Raw genomic sequence first — 17,806 nt, 5'->3', positions numbered from 1 at the left:
GGGCAGAGAGAGGAAAAACCAGCTCCGCCCGTGTGCTACAAGAAATGCTACACCGTCTGCTGGAATCGTGTCAGCGCAAACGGAAGCAACAGTTCAGGTGTCTGACCGCTTGTAATCAGCTCGGCGATCAACTTGCCGGTGATTGCGCTCAGCTCAAACCCGACACCATTATGACCAGTCGCCAGCGTCACATTCTCCCAACCGGGAGCCGTCCCAAGAATCGGGTTGCCATCGGGCGTCCCCGGGCGTAGACCGACCCAGATATTTGCAATATAGGCTTTCGCCAGTTCTGGAGCCAATCGAATCGCGCTATTGAGCAACCAGGCAACGCCTTCCGCCGAGGGACGTTTCTCGTAACTTCCCGGCTCAACGGTCGCCCCCACATAGATCGTGTCATCGCGCTTGGGGATCAGGTAGACACCTTCACCAAAGACAATATGCTGCAAGGGCACGTCCGGCTGATGCAACGAGAGAATCTGCCCGCGCAGTGGATGCACCGGGATTGCCAGATCCAGCCACTCGCCGCAACGATCCGACCATGCGCCACCGGCTACAACCAGATGACCGCATGAAATGGTGGTTCCCTGCGAGGTGTGGACCGCGGTTACCCGTGAGCCCGAGCGCTCGATTCCGGTCACTTCAGTATGGTCGAAGAAGGTTGCGCCAAGCTTACGAGCAGCTCCGGCATAGGCACGAGTGACCTGAGGCGAACGAATGCTCCCCTCATCCTCAGCATAGACCGCCGCCGCAACCACTGATCCAAGCAATGGCTCGCGCTGTCGGGCCTCATCGCCTGACTGCCAGGTGACAGCAAAGCCAAGCTGCTCCCAATAGCGTAATTTCTGACGCAGGATTTCGGGATCATCGCCAGCCGAAATAGTGCGGAGAGAGCCGAGGCGATAGTACTCGGTCTGGACACCGCTCAGTTGTTCGATAATCGGGAAAATCTGCGGGTGAAGCCGCCAGCTTTCCAGCAGCAAATCAGTAAGCGGACATGGCTTTAACAGCGCTCCCAGGGGAGAAAGGAGACCTGCCGCCGCGCCCGACGACTCGGAAGCAATATCCTCGCGCTCAATTACCGTCACAGAGACGCCAGCCTGACGTAACTGATAGGCAATCGCGCAGCCAGATACGCCGCCGCCAATAATCGCAACATCTGTAGTGTGGTGGTGTGTGGTCATGAACAAATGTACTCCAAACTGTGAAACTTGGTATAACACCGGGTGAGATTGGGTCAAAACCAGGTACAGAACTGATACTCGCCAGACAGAAATGGGTAGGCAACGGGTGAATATCAGGGGTACCCCCACTTTTTTTGAGAAGGAACAATCCTTCTCCTGGAATTTTTCTCCCCTTTATTTAGAGTATGGTTTGTAATCGAAAGTTCGTCAAGACTCCTTTTGCGCATAAATCATGTACAACGTCCTGTCAGGGGCAATAACAGGCGCTCCGAACTCAACAAAAACAAGAAAGAAAGGCACTGCTGCCAGAGGAAAAGACCCGCTGAAGCCAGACCAAAGCGAATGGGAGCTTCAAAGAGTTACTATAGAGGAAAAAGAAACAACAATAGTAGAAAATGGAATCCTCTGATGCTCTTTCACAGATTATTCACATACTTCAAGTAAGGAATAAGAAGCGAAAAGCGGGACAGCATTGATTTTTCCAAATATATCATGTAATGTATAAATAGATCGTATTTCCAGTACCAGATTACAGAATTGCGCCATCTGGCGTTTTTCTCCTGGAAGCACCTATCAAGCGCAGTGACGGAGGGCTTTCCATACTGGCTGGCTCTTGACATCAGGTAGGGTCATCTCTGTGTGCTAGCGACGTCTCAATATTGGGCGAAAGGCAAACAATGGAAGGTTTACAAAAATGCGTCAGAAAGATCCGGGATTGAACCAGGTGATGAATGACGCAATTGCAAACTCCGGGCAGAGGACGAGGAGACCGCCCGACAGGGGCTCTACCTGTGCTATAACCTTTTTCATGAATAGATCCCGTCGGGCAGATGAGAACCGGCGAGCGCCCCTCGTCAAACGCTTCTGGACAGCGTGCCGCGATGATGCGCCAGCCCCTCGGTTGAAAGATAAATCCCTCCCCTTTGGAGCGGAGGGAGTGTCAAAGCATGAGCCATTGCGGCACTTGCTTGTGCACACCATTCATAGGGAAATGGCCTCTGAACTGGCACCCTTCTTGCTCATTGGACACACCTCATCGCATCCCGGGATCGCACGCCTCTCCGCTCATCATCGCTTCTTCTGCGTCCCGCAAACTCTTAATGAGCAGCGGTCAAAGCGCTGGCGGAAAGGGGCTCTCAGCGAACTGGCAGGCACAACGGTTGGCCTACCAGTGCGAGAGCTATTTTACGGGGAACGACCAAAAACACAGTTCAATCCACACAAAAGGAGAAACAGTATGCACAAAGTGTCAATACGCAAAGTTAAAACCCCAATGAGCTATGTGCAAGACATGGAAGAGGAGGTATTGCACTTCTCATTGCAAGGGCTGCTACCAACGGGTCATACACTTGCGCTGAATACGACACTGGGCACACTTTCCCACCTCGCCATTATGCATGATCGTCCTCATATGCTCATGGAGCAGCAGTTTACGACCAGTGAAATTTGTGTGCTGCTTCCACTCCTTGAATCGTATCCGTACTATTGTCCATACGAAGTGCTCCTCGCCAGCTTCACCACCGGAAGAGTGACCGAAGCGGCAATTGAGCGCTGCCGCCAACGACTGCAAGAGGCTCAGGAAGAGGGGGTATGGGATCAGGAAATGCGACCTGTGCGCAACGTCCTCTCGCGTACCCGGATCAAGACCCGAACCTTCGGTATTGAGATTTCTTCAATACTGGAAACGGGCTACATTTTGATGTACTCTCCCGGCCACAAAAAGCGCGAGAAAGAAGGCTAAACATCTATCCAGCTTTCGGTGCACCGGTTCCCTCGGTAGCACCGAAAAAATATCCCCATTTTTGACCACACACCCTACACTTCCAGATGTATGACATTGCAGCACATTATATTAAACAGCTTACCCACACCACAAGTTGTCACTGTTGCATTTCTGGAGCCTGAAAGAAAGCCCCCGCAGCAAATATAGCCGCTATGTCTCGTTGCATCCCACCCTTTCGCTTGCTTCTGCAACGAATGGAAGTCGTTTCCGGTTTACACATAGCGAATATATTCGCTGCTCCACATAGGATAACACATTTTTTAACGAAATGCTACTTTTTTGTATAAAAAACATATTAAAAAATGTGCGACACTGTGCTACATAAGACTGGTATAAGACAAAACAACGTCTTTTTTTCACTGCCATAGCTCTTTTCAAGAAGTGTTTCTCTGAATATGTACAACGAAATACGAAGTCAGGTCGCTTCTCAATACGCGCAAGCGAGAATCATCTATCTTTTTATGCGGCGTACAGCCATGTTCACCTGGCCACACGATACCAGCAAGCCAGGTAGCGGCTTCCACACGCTCCGATAGAACCCCACGCAGCCTGATCTTCTGCCATCAACTTCGCCGGCTTGACAGACAGCCCTTCCCGCTTCGATACATGTCTTTTCACTGTCTTATACAAGCCCCCAACACTGGAAGAGCAACCGACTATACAGCGCACTCGAAAGCCACGGAAGGAAAGAAGGAGATAGTGAAAATTGTTACCCTTTATACTACCGATAGTGCTGTGACTGCAAATAGTTTCGTAGTGCGTTCTTGTAAGGACATCGCCTCGGGGCACATCCGAACACTGAGTGTCGGAACACTCATAGAAGTTGGCGCTATGGAAGACATGCTGCATTCTACAGGACAGGGCCCACTCGGATTCTGTGGTATCGATTCGAGCAGGGTAAAGCGGTTCATTCCCCTTCCATGCGCTCGGCTTTTTGAGAGCTTCAAGAGTGCGATGAGTATCGGGCTGTATGGCAGCTTGACGAGCAAAGACCCGCGGGTGCCCGCAAGCGTCATGCAGCCGTTCTCTCACCGGGGGCCATCGTGAACAAGCAACTGCCGTACCGAAAAGAGCCGGATGTCTCGCCCATGCTGGCACGATGGCGGGTCAAAGGGTTGACAGGATTGCGCATCCTTTTCGGGTGTATCTGGCTTTTTCATGCCTTTACTGCCTGGCAGCCCGGCTTTCAGGCTCACTTACAGGAGCGAATAGCCAGTGCAGATCAACCGGCCTGGTTGGCCGTCTGGCTCTCCTTCTGGCAACACACCATCAATCAGTCTCCACAGATAGCTGGCCCGCTGCTGGCGGGGCTGGCAACGCTCATCGGCTGTTGTCTGATCCTGGGAGCCTGGATGAACACGATCTGTCTGATCGGTCTATGCTTTTCGCTCTTCGTCTGGTCAACCATCAAAGGTTTTGGCGGCTCCATTTTTTTCCAGGACACAACAGATATCGGCCTGGCGCTTGTGTACGCGCTCTTTTTTCTCGGCCTCTTTCTCAGTAATTCAGAGCTTTCCTTTGGGTTGGATCGCTATTTGAACAGGATACTCGGGCGCTGGAACTTTCTGGCATCTGGTCCAGTGAGGAGCGACAACAGGCAGATACCGCCAATAGACTTGAACGATCCATACAACCAGATCCCTGTGATCGAGATTATCACTGATTTTGAAACGTCCTTTGTCGGGCAAACAAACGAGAGACCAGAGGAAGAGGTCCTTGTCATGTCACGTTTGCAGGGCATACGCGGGCAACGGCTCGCACCCCTGACGCGAGAAGCGCAGGTGCAGAAAGGGGGTCAACCTCATGTCTTCAAATAACCCCATCAGCTTTAACGAGAGCGGGCAGGCGCTCTATCGAACATCCGGGCTTGACATGCTCAACGTTCAGCCGCTTGCTCAGGGACCAGTAAGCCAGATAGACAACGCCGAAGACGAGACCAACATCTTTCATGGCGAGGCGCTGGCCCGTGACCTCTGGGGCGAGCGTTACGGCACCTGGATTGTTTTCTGCTTTATTACCGGTTTCGCCTTCTTTCTCATCCTGATGAACCTGATCGGGCAGACACCGGGAAGAAGCTTTTTCCTGAAAAGTACCTCAGATATTCTTCAATTTACCGGTGAGGCGATTGGCCTTTTCTTCTGCTTGCGCATCACTTTTCGTCTGTACCGTCTGACACGGCTGTTAAAGCACGATCTGCAACAGAAAGAGGGCTGGAAACATAGTCCGAACGAGGTTGCCAGCGCACGCGCCGACTACCAGGCGGCCCGCCGCTCCTTCTTTGCCTGGACCTTCCTTGCCATCGCGGTCGCCGTTTATGCAAGTGGCCAGGCCATCTGGACCAGCTATGACGTGCGCATGGACTCCTCGGCAGTCCCCTATCCAGGGGTCTACGATATCGGCTTTGTGCTCTCATACCCGTTTTTCCTGACGGGCACAATTCTGCTGACCCGACGCAATAAAGCCGCCGTCGGACGAGTGCGCCTGCTGCTGGATGCGCTGGCGGTGATCGGTGCGGCTCTGGCGCTCTCATGGTTCTTCCAGCTCGAACCGGCCATTGCAGGGCTTTCGCAGGCCCCCAGTCCCGGCGCGGCCTTCCTCTCCGTCTATTTTCCGACAGGAGATCTCTTTCTGGTCGCGGTTGGCGCATTCCTGATGTTCAGCCCGCTCTCGAACCGGGAACAGCAGCCAGTCTTTCTGCGGCTCTGCCTGGGCCTCTTCTGTCTGGCAATCACAGATAGCCTGATGGGCTTCTACTCGATCACGACTGGCTTTAATACCGGCACCATACAGGATATCCTCTGGCCGCTCAGCATGTCGCTGGTCGGTCTGGCGGCGATTGAATATCCGCGTAGTATCGCTCATGAGCAGGGACAGGACGCGTTAAACAGCTCGCGGCTTGTAGCCTCACAGATAACGCTTCGCCGGCGCTATTCGCCACTGGTCGCAACCATCCAGGCCATTTCCCCCTTCGTGCTGGCGCTGTTCACCTGCGCATTGCTGCTGCTCTATGTGGCACCAAAAGGAGGGAATAAGCTTGTTCTGGCCTGCATCATAGCCCTGACCCTGATTCTCATCGTCATTATTCGTCAGGCGCTGACACTGATCGAAAACAACCGTCTGACCATGCAGATTCGCGGTGAGCTGGTCATCTCACGGCGTGAGCTTCAGGTGACAAAGCGCGAGGCCGATGAAGCGACTCGCACGGCGCAGGAAAAGCGTGTGCTTGAAGAGGGCATCGGTATTTTGCGAGAAGTGCATGCTCGTGTGGCGCGCGGCGATTTCTCGGCCCGTGCTCCGACCGTCCCGGGACCATTGCTGCCTATCGCGATCAGCCTGAACCTGATGCTTGACCGGCTCAGCGCCATGTCGGAGCGGGGCATGCGATACGACCGGCTGGCACGTGATAGCCGGGAGATTCAAAAGGCGCTGGAACGCATTGTTCAGGGTCAACCGGCCTGGACGCTCGATCAGCCGCCACCACAAAGCACCTCCGAGTTACGCCCGATTATCACCGGCCTGATTCACCTGCAACGCCTGCTGGAGAATCAGCAGCGACGCCAGACAAGCAACCTGGAAACAATGGGCAATCTGTTGCGCCGCTTCCGTGACTCGCTCTATGAGGTGCGTCGCTCTCCGCTCTTCGATCAGAACGGGCATGCCAGCTTTGAACGCATGCTACTTGATCGCATGATCCGCGAGCTCGACCTGCTCTTTCAACAGCAACACTCGCTGCTGCCGAAGCAGGCGGGACGGCCAGGCCCTATGGATACCGCGCCTATGCGTCCCTTTGAGCTGGAAACCTCATCCAACGGAGGAGGCAAGCAGCGCGTGACAAGCGGTTCGCTGCTGCCAGACCAGCAGGGAGGCGGATCATTTACCCTGTACGATCATTTTCGCCAGTTTAAAAAGCCATCAGCCGAATAGCAAGGAGTAGTGCAACCTGCATATCGTCTTTCGCCGAGGCGATATGCAGGGCAGAGTGATGCAATGCGCGGAAAGGCCGGAGCGAACATGTTTATGAAGCAACCGAACTCAGGGTATTCTAGCTCGGGAACACAGGCGAGAACCACGGCTTTCTGTCTGGGGCAACCCGCGCATACAGTGGGCTCCGATACGATTATCTGCCGCCTCTGTGGCCATCTGGTAGCAGGCGCTCAACTGGGCGTCTATCAGGTACAGCGTCACCTCGGGAGCAGCCGGTTTGGCCGGGCCTACCTGGCGTTTCATGTGCGCTCAAAGCAACCGGTCACGCTCAAGCTGCTGTATCCAGATCCAGCGAATAGCAGCCTGTGGGAAGAGGCCCGTAGCGAGGTGCGACGGGCGACCTTGCTCCGTCATCCCTCGATTCAGGCGGTTTTCAGTTGCGCACCCTGGCAGCCCGATCAGCGTCAGGCAAGCACCCGACCTCTGCATGAGTTCCTGAGCACCTACAACGAGACCGCGGTCTATCTTCTAACGCTCTGTCAGTATGCGCCCGGCAACATACAGCAGCTTCTCCTGCATTATGAGCAGCAAAAGCGTGTTTCACAAGAGCGACAGGCACCATCTCTGCGCCCACTCCTGTTTCAACTGATCCAGCAAGCGGGGGCCGCACTGAGCGCCGCACACGAAAAGAATATTGTGCATGGAGCGCTCACCCCCGGCAATATTCTTGTCGATGGCAGGGACCGCCTCTGGCTGGCTGATTTTGGCCTCGGGCGCATGCATCCGCCGGCGGTTCCCTATCTCGCGCCCGAACTTTACGATATCGCCCAAACCAGTCTGCAAACGGGCAGGCTGCGGCTGTACTGGGACGCAGTTACGCCCTTGAGCGATCAATACATGCTCGGTGTGCTCTGTCAGCAGCTCTTTACTCGCTTGCTCCTTCCGCAAGAATATGAGGTGATGCGCTCCGTGCTGCAATGTGCGACGCACGCACAGCCCACACAGCGCTTTGCCAGCATCGACATTTTCCTGCATGAGCTGCTTGCACAGAGCGGCATGGCTCCCACAGCGCGTTCGGGCTCTATGCCCGGTTTTCCCGGTGTGGCTCCAGTCAAGCGGCAGTTCCTCGGGGCCAAAGTCACCCCCCAACTGACGCAGGACGATGTGGAGCAGTTAAAGAAGATGGCTGTCTATAACCTGGGCGCAAGCGTACCCCGCTCGCCTGTAGACGATTGGGAGAAGCTCGGTGGCAAGCTCTTTACCAACCGCGATTACAACGGCGCAGTTCATGCCTATCAGCAGGCGATCTCACTGGACGGGCGCCGCTCCTCGCTCTGGCTGGCACTTGGAGACGCCTACTTCGCGCTGGAACGCTACCCAGACGCGCTCGACGCCTACAATCAGGCGATCCAGCTCGACCCCGCTGACCCCGAAAGCTGGACAAACCGCGGTGCGACGCTGGATGCACTGGGCAAGCATCAGGAGGCAACAGAGTGCTATGAACGAGCCGAGCAACTCAGCCGATAACAACGTAGAATGTAAAGGTGAAAGCATGCAACATGAATCCCTGGTTCTGATTCAACAGTGTGCACTTCTCTCTCCTGACGCTCCGGGACACCTTCTACCGGAACAGGATATCCTGTTACAGGGGAATCGTATCAAGGCAGTTGGCGCAAGCGGAACTTTGAAGTATAATCCACTGCTGGTAGAGAAAGTGATTGAGGGGAAGAATCGACTCGCGATCCCGGGTCTTATCAACGCTCATACGCACTCCCTGGAAAACATGTTAAAAGCCACCTCTCCGTCACTGCCTCTCGAACTGTGGCTTATTCCGCTCTTCGGAAGCAGCATCACATGGACACCCCGGCTTGCCTATCTCAGTGCAATGCTTGGCGCGCTCGAAATGCTTAAAAGCGGCACCACCGCCGTACTGGACCACCTCTGGACCGTGAGCGGGGTGACCGGGTGCTATCTGGATGCCGTCATGCAGGCCTATCATGATATCGGCATTCGGGCCGCTGTTGCTCCCTCAATTGAAGATCGGGACATGGTGCTAGAACATGGCGCGGCCTGTGGCATTGACTTTCCGCATCATCCATTTGTCAGCCGCTTCCAGGAGTGGCCCGCTATTGATGCACAGCTCGAAACAGTCGAGCAGTTTCTTGAGATGTGGCATAATCGCGATCAGGGCCGTTTACGCTGTCTGGTTGGTCCAAGCGGGATTCACTGGTGCAGCGAGACGCTCCTACAGCGCTGTCTCGATCTGGCAACAGCCTACCAGACCGAGATGCACCTGCACGCCGTCGAAACCGAGGTACAGGCACAGGTCATACACAAGGAACTGGGAGAAGGCGGTATTGCCTATCTGGAAAAGCAAGGCGTGCTGAAACCCGGCACGTCGCTGGCACACGCGATCTGGCTTGATCCCGGCGATCTGGAACGCCTGGCGCGAACGGGCGCGACCCTTGTGCATAATCCGGTCAGCAATCTGCGCCTGGGAAGCGGGCATTTCCCGTTCAGTCAGGCGCTGGATATGGGTGTCACGATCGCGCTTGGTTGCGATGGAGCGGCCAGTAACGACAATCAGAACATGTTCGATGTCCTCAAGCTCACCGGGCTGATGCACAACTTCCCACACCTGGACTATAAGCAGTGGCCTGCCGCCAGCAGCATTCTGCATACAGCCACCTGCGGCGGAGCCACGGCTATCGGCCTGAGCGGCGATATCGGCACCATCGAAGCGGGCAAGCTGGCTGATATTGTGCTGCTTGACTTGAGCCAGACCAGCTTCTTGCCGTTCCGCGACGCATATTTGCATCTTGTCTATTGTGAAAACGGCAGTGCTGTTGATACCGTTCTGGTCAATGGCACGATTGTGATTGAGCGAGGTAACGCGACGCGTATCGATGAACAGGCGCTTTGTGACGAGATTCGAGAGCACTGTCAGGGAAGCTGGGCGAGCTTCTCTGCCAGCCTCGATAGCGTCGGTAATACCCGCGAGATGCTGACAAAAATAGATACTTTACGCAGATTTGTGCTTCATCGCGACAAACATGATGAGCACTCGTTTTCAAGTGAAATATCTTGAATTCTCTTTCATTATCAGGTATAAGACATTTATAATATCCTCTGCATAGGAAATGTGCAGAATCACAGCAGATGAAAGGATAAGCAGCATGGAAGAATCAATCAACAAGCCCCGAGCAGAGCGCCCCACAGCGCCTCCTGATGTGGAACACGAGCATACAGGCGGCATACGGTACAGTCTGCGCTTCACCGGCTGGCCGACGCTCAATCAGCTCGTAGGTGTAGCCGTGGCGACCGCCGTCTATACCGTCCTCTCGATGATCGCAATTAACGCTGCTCCGTTAAGCGTGCCGGGCGTGTCCAGCGTGTTTCTGGCGATTGGTTTCGGCATTCCGTTCGCAATCTGGTTTGGAGGTTGGGCTTTCGTTATTGCGTATATCGGTAATTTTCTGGGTGCCGGACTGCTGGTCGGGCAGGCACTCCCAACAGCAGCATGGTTTGGCACCGTGGACCTGGTGCAACTGGGTCTGCCAATGATTCTGTATCGCCTGCTGGCCCCGCGTCTCGGCTTGAGCAGCATCGGGAAGGATGTTTTCACGATCAAAGGATTTATCTTTTTCCTGGTATGCGCGGTCCTGCTCCCGAACATTCTGGGCGCGTTCTATGGTAATTTCATTCTGGTTCAGACAGGCGTTGCCGCACCGAACACCTTCTACGTCGGCGTATTTGGCTGGATTCTCACGAACTGCATTATTACGGCGGTGCTTGGTTCTATCCTGCTGGCAACCCTCGGACCGGTCGTTGAGCGCTTTGGCCTGACCGTTCGTAACCTGTTAAACTGAGAGACATACAAGCAGAGATCGCCTCGCGTGGGCGGTCTCTGCGCTTTCTTCCTCCGGTGACCGCTCTCAACTGCTCTCAACGAATTTAAGCGACAGAGAGTGTTGTTTAGTAGAAGGTCAAATGCACCGAATAGAGGAAGGAAAGCAGTGTATGATCCCGATTCATGATAACCCCGGTCCACGGCGCTCTGTGCCCTGGATGACCTGGGGCCTCATTCTTGCGAATGTGCTTGTTTTCTTCTACGAGCTCTCGCTTGGAGACGCCGTACAGGGCTTTATCACTGTCTATGGCGTTGTACCAGCGGCGATTTCACGCGGTGTGCCTCAAACAAACCTTACTCCCGATCCTGTCTATATCACCCTCTTTACCTCTATGTTTATGCATGGAGGATGGATGCATCTTATAGGTAATATGCTTTTTCTCTTCATCTTTGGCGACAATGTTGAAGACAGAATGGGGCACATCGGGTACCTGATCTTCTACCTGCTCGCGGGTCTGGTGGCAGGCTTGACGCAGGTGTTTGTGGCTCCGGACTCGCTCGTTCCCAGTATTGGAGCCAGCGGCGCGATTGCGGGAGTGCTGGCGGCCTACCTGGTCCTGTTCCCGTGGTCGGGTGTGCGGACAATTGTTTTCATCTTCATCTACTTTACCATTGTCACGGTTCCGGCCGTTCTGCTGATCGGGCTCTGGTTCCTGCTGCAATTGTTTGATGGTGTCGCAGGACTGGCCCACACCCAGCAGGGCATGGGCGGCGTTGCCTACTTCGCGCATATTGGTGGCTTCGTGTTCGGGTTGCTGATCACGATGCTGCTCAAGAACAGGCTACAACCACCCGCACCTATTACCTACCCGCCGTTTGCCCGCCATCCCAACGCACAGGGACCAATTCGCTGGTACTAAAACAAAGAAGCCCGTCTCGCTATGATGACGGGCTTGCTTTTGCTCCTTGAGAGGCCTTAGAGGCGTGTGGCGCAAGGCTCAGCTTCCGAGAGGTAGATCTTGCTCCAATCGTCGGGCGGAATGGTATCGACGGCGCTCTTTTCCAGCCCCTGAAGGCAGGGCTTCTGTAGAAAGGTGTGGGTACTTTGATACAGCGGAATCCAGGCAACATCGTTAATCAGGCGCTGCTCAATTGTCTGATAGAGCTGATGGCGCTCAGTCGGATTGGAGACGGTATCGGCCTGTTGTAACAGGTTCTGGGTCTGTTGTTGCTCACTCAGGTTCGAGCCGGAATTCTGTCCATAGTTCTGATTATTGATCGGGGCATCTTTGCCGAACTGAGAAGCCAGCGCCGCCCGTGGATCAGGAAAATCGGAGTTCCATTGATAGCGCCACATGCCCGGGCCGCTGGTATCCTTCGCCGCGCTGTTGATGTCCCGGGCAAATTTATCGGTAGGCGCGTCAAAGGTTGGCACACTGATATCAAGGTTCTTCTTCCACATATTGACGATTGCAGTGTACTCATTTTTAAGGGTGACATCAACAGGAATACCGGTTGCCACTTCGAGCAAGATATTCTTCTGCTTGAAGACGTCGCGGGTCATGCCCTCCTCGCGTAAGCCCTCATCAAGCAACTGTCGCGCCTTCGCGGGATCACCCTTTGTGCTCTGGACGCCTGCCGGGCCGGTAACGTTCTCATCATAGCCGGGAATAGCGGTCGGAATCAGGTGATTGGTCGGGATAACGGTTCCGGCATAGACATTGTGCGCGATGGCATCCTTATCTATCGCCAGCGCCAGCGCCTGCCGGACTTTGATGTTGTTCAGCGGCTTCGTAAAGTAGTTGAGCGCGTAATAGGCGATTGTTGTCCCTGGCACCTGTACCAACTGATTTGCATAGTGTTGCTGTGCACGCGGCATCTTGTCGGCTGGCACCGGCGCGATATCGATCTGATTGGTCTCATACGCCCGGAACAACGTCTGTGCATTCTGATAGAACGGGACCAGCAGCTTCTTCAGCTTTGGTTTCTGACCGTAGTAGTTGGGATTGGGCACAAGCTCAAGGTACCGTATCGCGGTATTCGAGATACGAGCAAGCTTCCACGGGCCAGAGGTGCCACCCTCGGCCAGATGGGTGGTCCAGTTCTCGCCATATTTCTGAAGAAACTGTTTCGAGACAACAAACGAATTCGCAGTTGTTAACGAGGAGAGAAAATAGCGATTCGGCCCACTCATGACGATCTTGACTGTCTGCTTGTCCGGTGCGAACAGACTCTCCCCGATCAGCGTGGAGAGCTTGCCCTGTCGCAGCTTCTCCGCATCTTTGATTGCTGGCCCATAGGAGAGCGGCGCATAGAGGGCTCCGCTATCAGGCTTCAGCGAGCGATCCAGGCTGTAAATAACGTCTTCTGCGGTAATGGGTGAGCCGTCGCTAAAGCGCAGATGTGGCTTTAAATGGAAGGTCCAGGTGACACCGTCCTTTTCCAGATCAAAACTTTGCGCCAGTTGTGGCTGTACCTGCTGCTTGCTGTCGAGCTGCACCAGGCCGGTATAGAGCAGGTGCGAAACAAAATTCGCCGACGAATCAAAGATACGACCGGGATCAAGCGAGCTATTTTCCAGTGTCCCCGAGACGGGAAAAATGGCGGTCTGTTCGGCTCGGGCCAACGTTGGAAGCTGGTTCTGTCTGGAAAGCGAACCGATCGCAAAGACGATGCCGCCAAGCACCAGGACAACCAGCAGGGGCAAAAACAGGAATATCAGTATCACGGTACGCCTGTACCGCTGGTCACTCTGCCATGAGCTGTGACGCATTCTCTCAAGCACTCCTTTGAGCACCCGAGCCTTCAGAGGTGTCGGGTGAGGTTTGTTGGTTGCTGTTTGTGTGTGCAGCCATTATACCTGAATTCGGCAGAGATGAGCCACCGGAACAGGCACACTCCCTATGGAATTGACAGATAACGCTCTTTCCCTCCGCTCTGCCACCATAGTTCCCGGTTGTTGGCAACCCAGTGTAACTCAGGCGGCTTCTCTTCAGAATGCGGCGTTCTGACTATGACTCGACGTTGCTCGATATGCCAGACAAGCACCTCTTCATAGGAGCTGACCGCAATCATGGTCTCATCAGGCGAGAGCGCAAACGTTTTGATCCCGAGCCGCAAATGCAGAAACGTATTGACCGCGAGCATCTCCCTCACCTGCTTCGCGGGCATCAGATAGACTTCAGCGTAGAGATACAGCACGCAATAGTGCTTTGTCCAGTAGAACTGCCTCTGTCCATCATTTGCCCCTGCCGCTGCTGCGATGTGTATTTTCTCATATACTCGACCTCTTTCGACATCCAGGAAGTGCACGTCACCCACTGTTGCGTCAACAATCGCCAGGACCGCTTTATCAAGGGACCAGGCACAGGAGAGGACAGGATACCACCCGTCCGAGAATTTGAGATATGCCTTTTGCTTCTCCGCGTTGAGATCAAATACAAGGAGATGATGGTCATAGAGCGCAACAATGTCACTCTCCTTATCGGGCCAGGTATCGTGAATCTGCCCGACGCCCCGGCGCTCGTCTCCCAATTGAGAAACATTGATATATACAGGGGATGGGTCAGACGACGCTTCCCAATCCCAGTAGAGAAAGGCTTTTCCAGAGTAGAACGCCACATAGCGATTATCAGGGGACCAGATGAGTCGCGTTGTATACTCCAGATCTCGTTCTTCTACCTTCAATCTCTTTATTTCTTTGAATGTTTTCTCTTCATATATATTGATATAGTACCCGTATTCACCATAATATAAAAGCACTGCCAGATATAGCTGATCAGCAGAATAGGCCGTCCTTACCGCATATCTGAGGATTATATCCCGGTCCTCTGCCGTGCTTCTCTTATTGATCTGATCCTCTGTTGTGCTTCTCTCATTGAGCCGCTTCGGTTTCATGCTATTACTCATTATCAATGCACCGATCCCGGTACAGGCCAGCGTCCCGAGCACAACCCCCGAGATGAGCACCTGACGGCGAGCCTGCTTCCGGGCCGCCGTTTGCAACTGCCGTTGAAGCTGGATCTGACCGCCACCAGTCCCCGGCAGCGGCTTCCCCTGCGGCGGCACCCAGATCCTTCCCTGCACCCGCTTCTGCTGAAGTCCCTCTGCCACTCCTCGCAACACCTCCGCCACCTCCTCTGCTGATCTCGGGCGCTGCCCCCGCTCTCGCCTCGTCATCTGCTCAATCAAGGCTCGTAACTTGCGTGGCGCCTTCCGCTCCTCCATCGGCGGGAAGAAAAACGGGTTCTCGGCAGGGTCATAGCCCGTCAGCAGGTGATAGAGCAGCGCCCCAAGACTATAGAGGTCCGATTGCGGTGAGGTCTGCGCCTTACCGTACTGCTCAGGAGCCGCATAGCCCGGTGAACCTAGCGGGATCGTGTCTCGCTGCTTCTCCGGCTTGTAGCGGCGCGCTATCCCGAAATCGATCAGGGCCACCTCGCTTCCCGCCATCACCATCACGTTGTCTGGCTTGAGATCGCGAAAGATCACTGCCGGTTGCCTGCTATGTAAATAGGTGAGCACTTCACAGAGTTGCAGGCCAATTCGTACCACCTCCTCCACATCCAGCCCATCATGTCCCTCACGCTGCCGTTGCTTCATGCGCGCTTCCAGCGTCTCCCCCTCCAAATACTCAAGCGCGACATACCAGTTTCCCTGATCCTGAAACTGCTCATAGTATTGTGGCAAGCGAGGGTGCGAGAGCGTCGAGAGCACCTCTACCTCCCGGTGAAATGTCTCGGTCGCCTCTATCTGTTCCTCGGCGGAGAGTCCCCTGAGCCTCACCTGTTTGATCGCAACCAGTCGATTCGCCTGAAAGGTATCTTCTGCTCGATAGACGGCCCCATAGCCGCCCGTTCCCAGGATTGTGAGCAGGCGATAGCGATCGTTGAGGAGCGGGGCTTCCTCGCTCAATTCGGCGGACAGCGGTTGTTGGCAGGCCGTACAGTGATCGTTGGCTGTTTCATTTGCGGCACCACAGTGGGAACAAAAGGTCAATGCAGGCATGGCACAGGGCCTCCCTTAAGAAGAGAAACAACAATATTTTAGAAACATTATCGAATTTAACTTTACAAAATTATTGTAGTCCTCTTTACCGGTAAAAACAATAGAAATGAACCTTATTTCTGCTGCGATATGGCGAACATCCTGGTTGACAGGGAGATGATTATCAACATATGATGAGCGAGGCAGTAGAGAGCCGCTGAATGAAAGGATGCAGTCATTAGCTCGGGTTGATGCAGCGCAGGAAAGCTGCTAGAGAGGACATGCCATGCCCGCTTTTCCCTTTATTGATGCCCACCTCCATATCTGGGATCCGACCCGCTATCGGATGAGCTGGCTTGACAAGAATGAACAACTCAACCATCCCTTTGGATTGCCTGAATTCGCGGAAGCAACGCGAGAACTTGCACTAGAAGCGATGGTCTTTATTCAAGCAGACGTTGAGGCACCTTATGGCCTGCTGGAAACTCGATGGATCGCGGAACTTGCCCGGCAGGAACCCCGAATACAGGCGATTGTTGCCTACGCGCCGCTAGAATATGGAGAGCAGGCCCGTGCCTATCTGGAAGCACTGAAGGCTATCGATCCACGGGTCAAGGGAGTGCGCCGCCTGATTCAGGGAGAACAAGACCCCGAATTTTGTCTACGGCCAGACTTCATACAGGCGCTTCAGATACTCCCGGAATATGACTTCTCGTTTGACATCTGTGTCACTCATCAGCAGTTACCAGCGGTGGTCAAGATGGTCCAGCGCTGCCCACAGACAGCCTTTATTCTCGACCATTGTGGCAAGCCCGATATCCTCAGACAGGAGCTCGAACCCTGGCATGAGCACATCAAGGAGCTGGCAGGCTACCCGAATGTGATGTGTAAGATCAGTGGTCTGGTCACAGAAGCGGATCTGGAACTCTGGTCACCTGATGATCTGGCTCCCTATATCCACTACGCGTTGCAGGAGTTCGGAGAGGATCGTGTGCTATTCGGAGGAGATTGGCCGGTACTGACCCAGACATGCAGTTATGGCTGCTGGATTGAGACGCTGGACGAGCTGACCTCAAATCTCTCACTACAGGCCAAACGCAAACTCTGGGTAGAGAACGCGCGGGCCTTCTATCGCCTGCCAGAGGAGTCGCTATAGCAGAAAAAGAGCGACTATAACGGTGTTGAAAGAGACAAGCAGAAGCAAGAAATACGCTGCTCCTCTTTCTGATCGAGAGAGGAGCAGAATCATCGTGGATACAGAGGAGCCCGAAGGCGGTCAGAATACTTTTGCATCATAAGAATCGACGATCACAATGTAGTGACAGGGGCCCGGCCCGGGATTATAAAACGCATACGAGACATCAGCGGGAAAAGAGAGCGTATCACCAGCCTCTACAGCGATTTCCTCTGAACCAATTGTACACTGCATATGTCCCTGTATAACTGTAAGGTGTCCCTCAACTCCATGCTTTTGCGGGGGGAACGTGCCGGTTTTTTTTCCAGCAGGGAGAGAATACCAGAGCACCTCCAACCCCTTACGTAGCAACGCTGGAATCAAAAGCTGACGCGCAATCCCCGTCTGAGGATCAACCAGAACCTGTCGCTCATGCCGCTTGATGAGCTCAACAGAACTACGCGGCTCAAAAGGCTGCTCCCCCAGAAGAAAGGAAACGGTACATTGCAGTGCTTTCGCGATCTGGCTAACTACCTTGATGGTTGGATTTTTAATCCCTCTCTCGATGTCTGAAAGCATTGCCCGGCTGACCCCGGACCGCGAGGCCAATTCTTCAAGCGTTAATCCTTGAGCCTGTCTTCGTCGGCGGATCGCTTGGCCTAATTCCATAAAACGCTATCACTCTTCCTATTTCCACTATAGAGGTTCTTTTTGAATTCAGTTCCTCTATAATCGATACATACTATTTCTTTCTAACAAAATGGCTCCTCTATTGTAGTCATTTTTGCACAAAAAGGAAAGAGGTAGCCCGGAAAGCCACATCACCATGCACTGCCCACAACTATAGGAAATGCTTAGCGGGAGAAAGGGCCCCTACGCTCTTCTGGATTGAGCACCAAAGAAGCGAC

Annotated in this window: 12 protein-coding genes; 8 read left to right on the top strand and 4 right to left on the bottom strand. The window is 54.0% G+C overall.

What is annotated here, in order from left to right; translation table 11 throughout:
- Positions 1-47: 47 nt before the first annotated feature.
- The gene (thiO, locus tag KTH_RS03180; RefSeq protein WP_111323963.1) at positions 48-1,181 is read right to left on the bottom strand and encodes a glycine oxidase ThiO; all 1,134 of its coding nucleotides are present in this window, start codon (positions 1,179-1,181) and stop codon (positions 48-50) included.
- 808 nt (positions 1,182-1,989) lie between these two features.
- On the opposite strand from thiO, the gene KTH_RS03175 reads away from it, so the two are divergent.
- The 7 genes from KTH_RS03175 to KTH_RS03145 all read left to right on the top strand — a co-directional run bounded on the left by KTH_RS03175 (position 1,990) and on the right by KTH_RS03145 (position 11,658).
- Entirely contained in the window at positions 1,990-2,922 is a 933-nt protein-coding gene (locus KTH_RS03175; protein ID WP_497616395.1) for a hypothetical protein, read from the top strand.
- A gap of 1,085 nt (positions 2,923-4,007) precedes the next feature.
- On the top strand, positions 4,008-4,781 hold the full coding sequence (locus KTH_RS03170; RefSeq protein WP_497616394.1) for a hypothetical protein: 774 nt from the start codon (positions 4,008-4,010) through the stop codon (positions 4,779-4,781).
- Entirely contained in the window at positions 4,768-6,888 is a 2,121-nt protein-coding gene (locus KTH_RS03165) for a hypothetical protein (RefSeq protein WP_497616393.1), read from the top strand. Before KTH_RS03170 ends, KTH_RS03165 begins: the two co-directional genes overlap by 14 nt.
- Before the next feature lie 93 nt (positions 6,889-6,981).
- Positions 6,982-8,415, top strand: coding sequence for a serine/threonine protein kinase (locus KTH_RS03160; protein WP_170142720.1), 1,434 nt, complete (start codon positions 6,982-6,984; stop codon positions 8,413-8,415).
- Positions 8,416-8,440: 25 nt separating this feature from the next.
- Entirely contained in the window at positions 8,441-9,976 is a 1,536-nt protein-coding gene (locus KTH_RS03155; RefSeq protein ID WP_170142721.1) for an amidohydrolase family protein, read from the top strand.
- 88 nt (positions 9,977-10,064) lie between these two features.
- On the top strand, positions 10,065-10,757 hold the full coding sequence (locus KTH_RS03150) for a hypothetical protein (protein ID WP_111323969.1): 693 nt from the start codon (positions 10,065-10,067) through the stop codon (positions 10,755-10,757).
- 151 nt (positions 10,758-10,908) lie between these two features.
- Positions 10,909-11,658 (top strand): rhomboid family intramembrane serine protease, encoded by a 750-nt coding sequence (locus tag KTH_RS03145; protein WP_111323970.1) that lies wholly within the window; start codon positions 10,909-10,911, stop codon positions 11,656-11,658.
- A gap of 56 nt (positions 11,659-11,714) precedes the next feature.
- Here the strand turns inward: KTH_RS03145 and KTH_RS03140 are convergent, their stop codons facing one another.
- Both KTH_RS03140 and KTH_RS03135 read right to left on the bottom strand, forming a co-directional pair.
- Entirely contained in the window at positions 11,715-13,511 is a 1,797-nt protein-coding gene (locus tag KTH_RS03140) for a peptide ABC transporter substrate-binding protein (protein WP_497616391.1), read from the bottom strand.
- Between the two features lie 128 nt (positions 13,512-13,639).
- Positions 13,640-15,745, bottom strand: coding sequence for a serine/threonine protein kinase (locus KTH_RS03135; RefSeq protein ID WP_497616390.1), 2,106 nt, complete (start codon positions 15,743-15,745; stop codon positions 13,640-13,642).
- 265 nt (positions 15,746-16,010) lie between these two features.
- Between KTH_RS03135 and KTH_RS03130 the strand changes: the two genes are divergently transcribed.
- Entirely contained in the window at positions 16,011-16,880 is an 870-nt protein-coding gene (locus tag KTH_RS03130; protein ID WP_497616388.1) for an amidohydrolase family protein, read from the top strand.
- A 120-nt stretch (positions 16,881-17,000) separates the two neighbouring features.
- On the opposite strand, the gene KTH_RS03125 is transcribed toward KTH_RS03130, so the two are convergent.
- The gene (locus KTH_RS03125) at positions 17,001-17,567 is read right to left on the bottom strand and encodes a helix-turn-helix domain-containing protein (RefSeq protein ID WP_111323974.1); all 567 of its coding nucleotides are present in this window, start codon (positions 17,565-17,567) and stop codon (positions 17,001-17,003) included.
- Positions 17,568-17,806: the final 239 nt, after the last annotated feature.

The sequence above is a fragment of the Thermosporothrix sp. COM3 genome, assembly GCF_059696735.1.
Note: the sequence above shows the minus strand (reverse complement) of the source record. Positions and strands in the feature narration are given on the sequence as shown.

Bases quoted from the DNA above. Each gene is read 5' to 3' on its own strand.
- KTH_RS03150 (WP_111323969.1), top strand. From the start codon at position 10,065: ATGGAAGAATCAATCAACAAGCCCCGAGCAGAGCGCCCCACAGCGCCT.
- KTH_RS03145 (WP_111323970.1), top strand. From the start codon at position 10,909: ATGATCCCGATTCATGATAACCCCGGTCCACGGCGCTCTGTGCCCTGG.
- KTH_RS03135 (WP_497616390.1), bottom strand. From the start codon at position 15,745: ATGCCTGCATTGACCTTTTGTTCCCACTGTGGTGCCGCAAATGAAACA.
- KTH_RS03125 (WP_111323974.1), bottom strand. From the start codon at position 17,567: ATGGAATTAGGCCAAGCGATCCGCCGACGAAGACAGGCTCAAGGATTA.
- KTH_RS03160 (WP_170142720.1), top strand. From the start codon at position 6,982: ATGAAGCAACCGAACTCAGGGTATTCTAGCTCGGGAACACAGGCGAGA.
- KTH_RS03165 (WP_497616393.1), top strand. From the start codon at position 4,768: ATGTCTTCAAATAACCCCATCAGCTTTAACGAGAGCGGGCAGGCGCTC.
- KTH_RS03175 (WP_497616395.1), top strand. From the start codon at position 1,990: ATGAATAGATCCCGTCGGGCAGATGAGAACCGGCGAGCGCCCCTCGTC.
- KTH_RS03155 (WP_170142721.1), top strand. From the start codon at position 8,441: ATGCAACATGAATCCCTGGTTCTGATTCAACAGTGTGCACTTCTCTCT.
- KTH_RS03140 (WP_497616391.1), bottom strand. From the start codon at position 13,511: ATGCGTCACAGCTCATGGCAGAGTGACCAGCGGTACAGGCGTACCGTG.
- thiO (WP_111323963.1), bottom strand. From the start codon at position 1,181: ATGACCACACACCACCACACTACAGATGTTGCGATTATTGGCGGCGGC.
- KTH_RS03130 (WP_497616388.1), top strand. From the start codon at position 16,011: ATGCCCGCTTTTCCCTTTATTGATGCCCACCTCCATATCTGGGATCCG.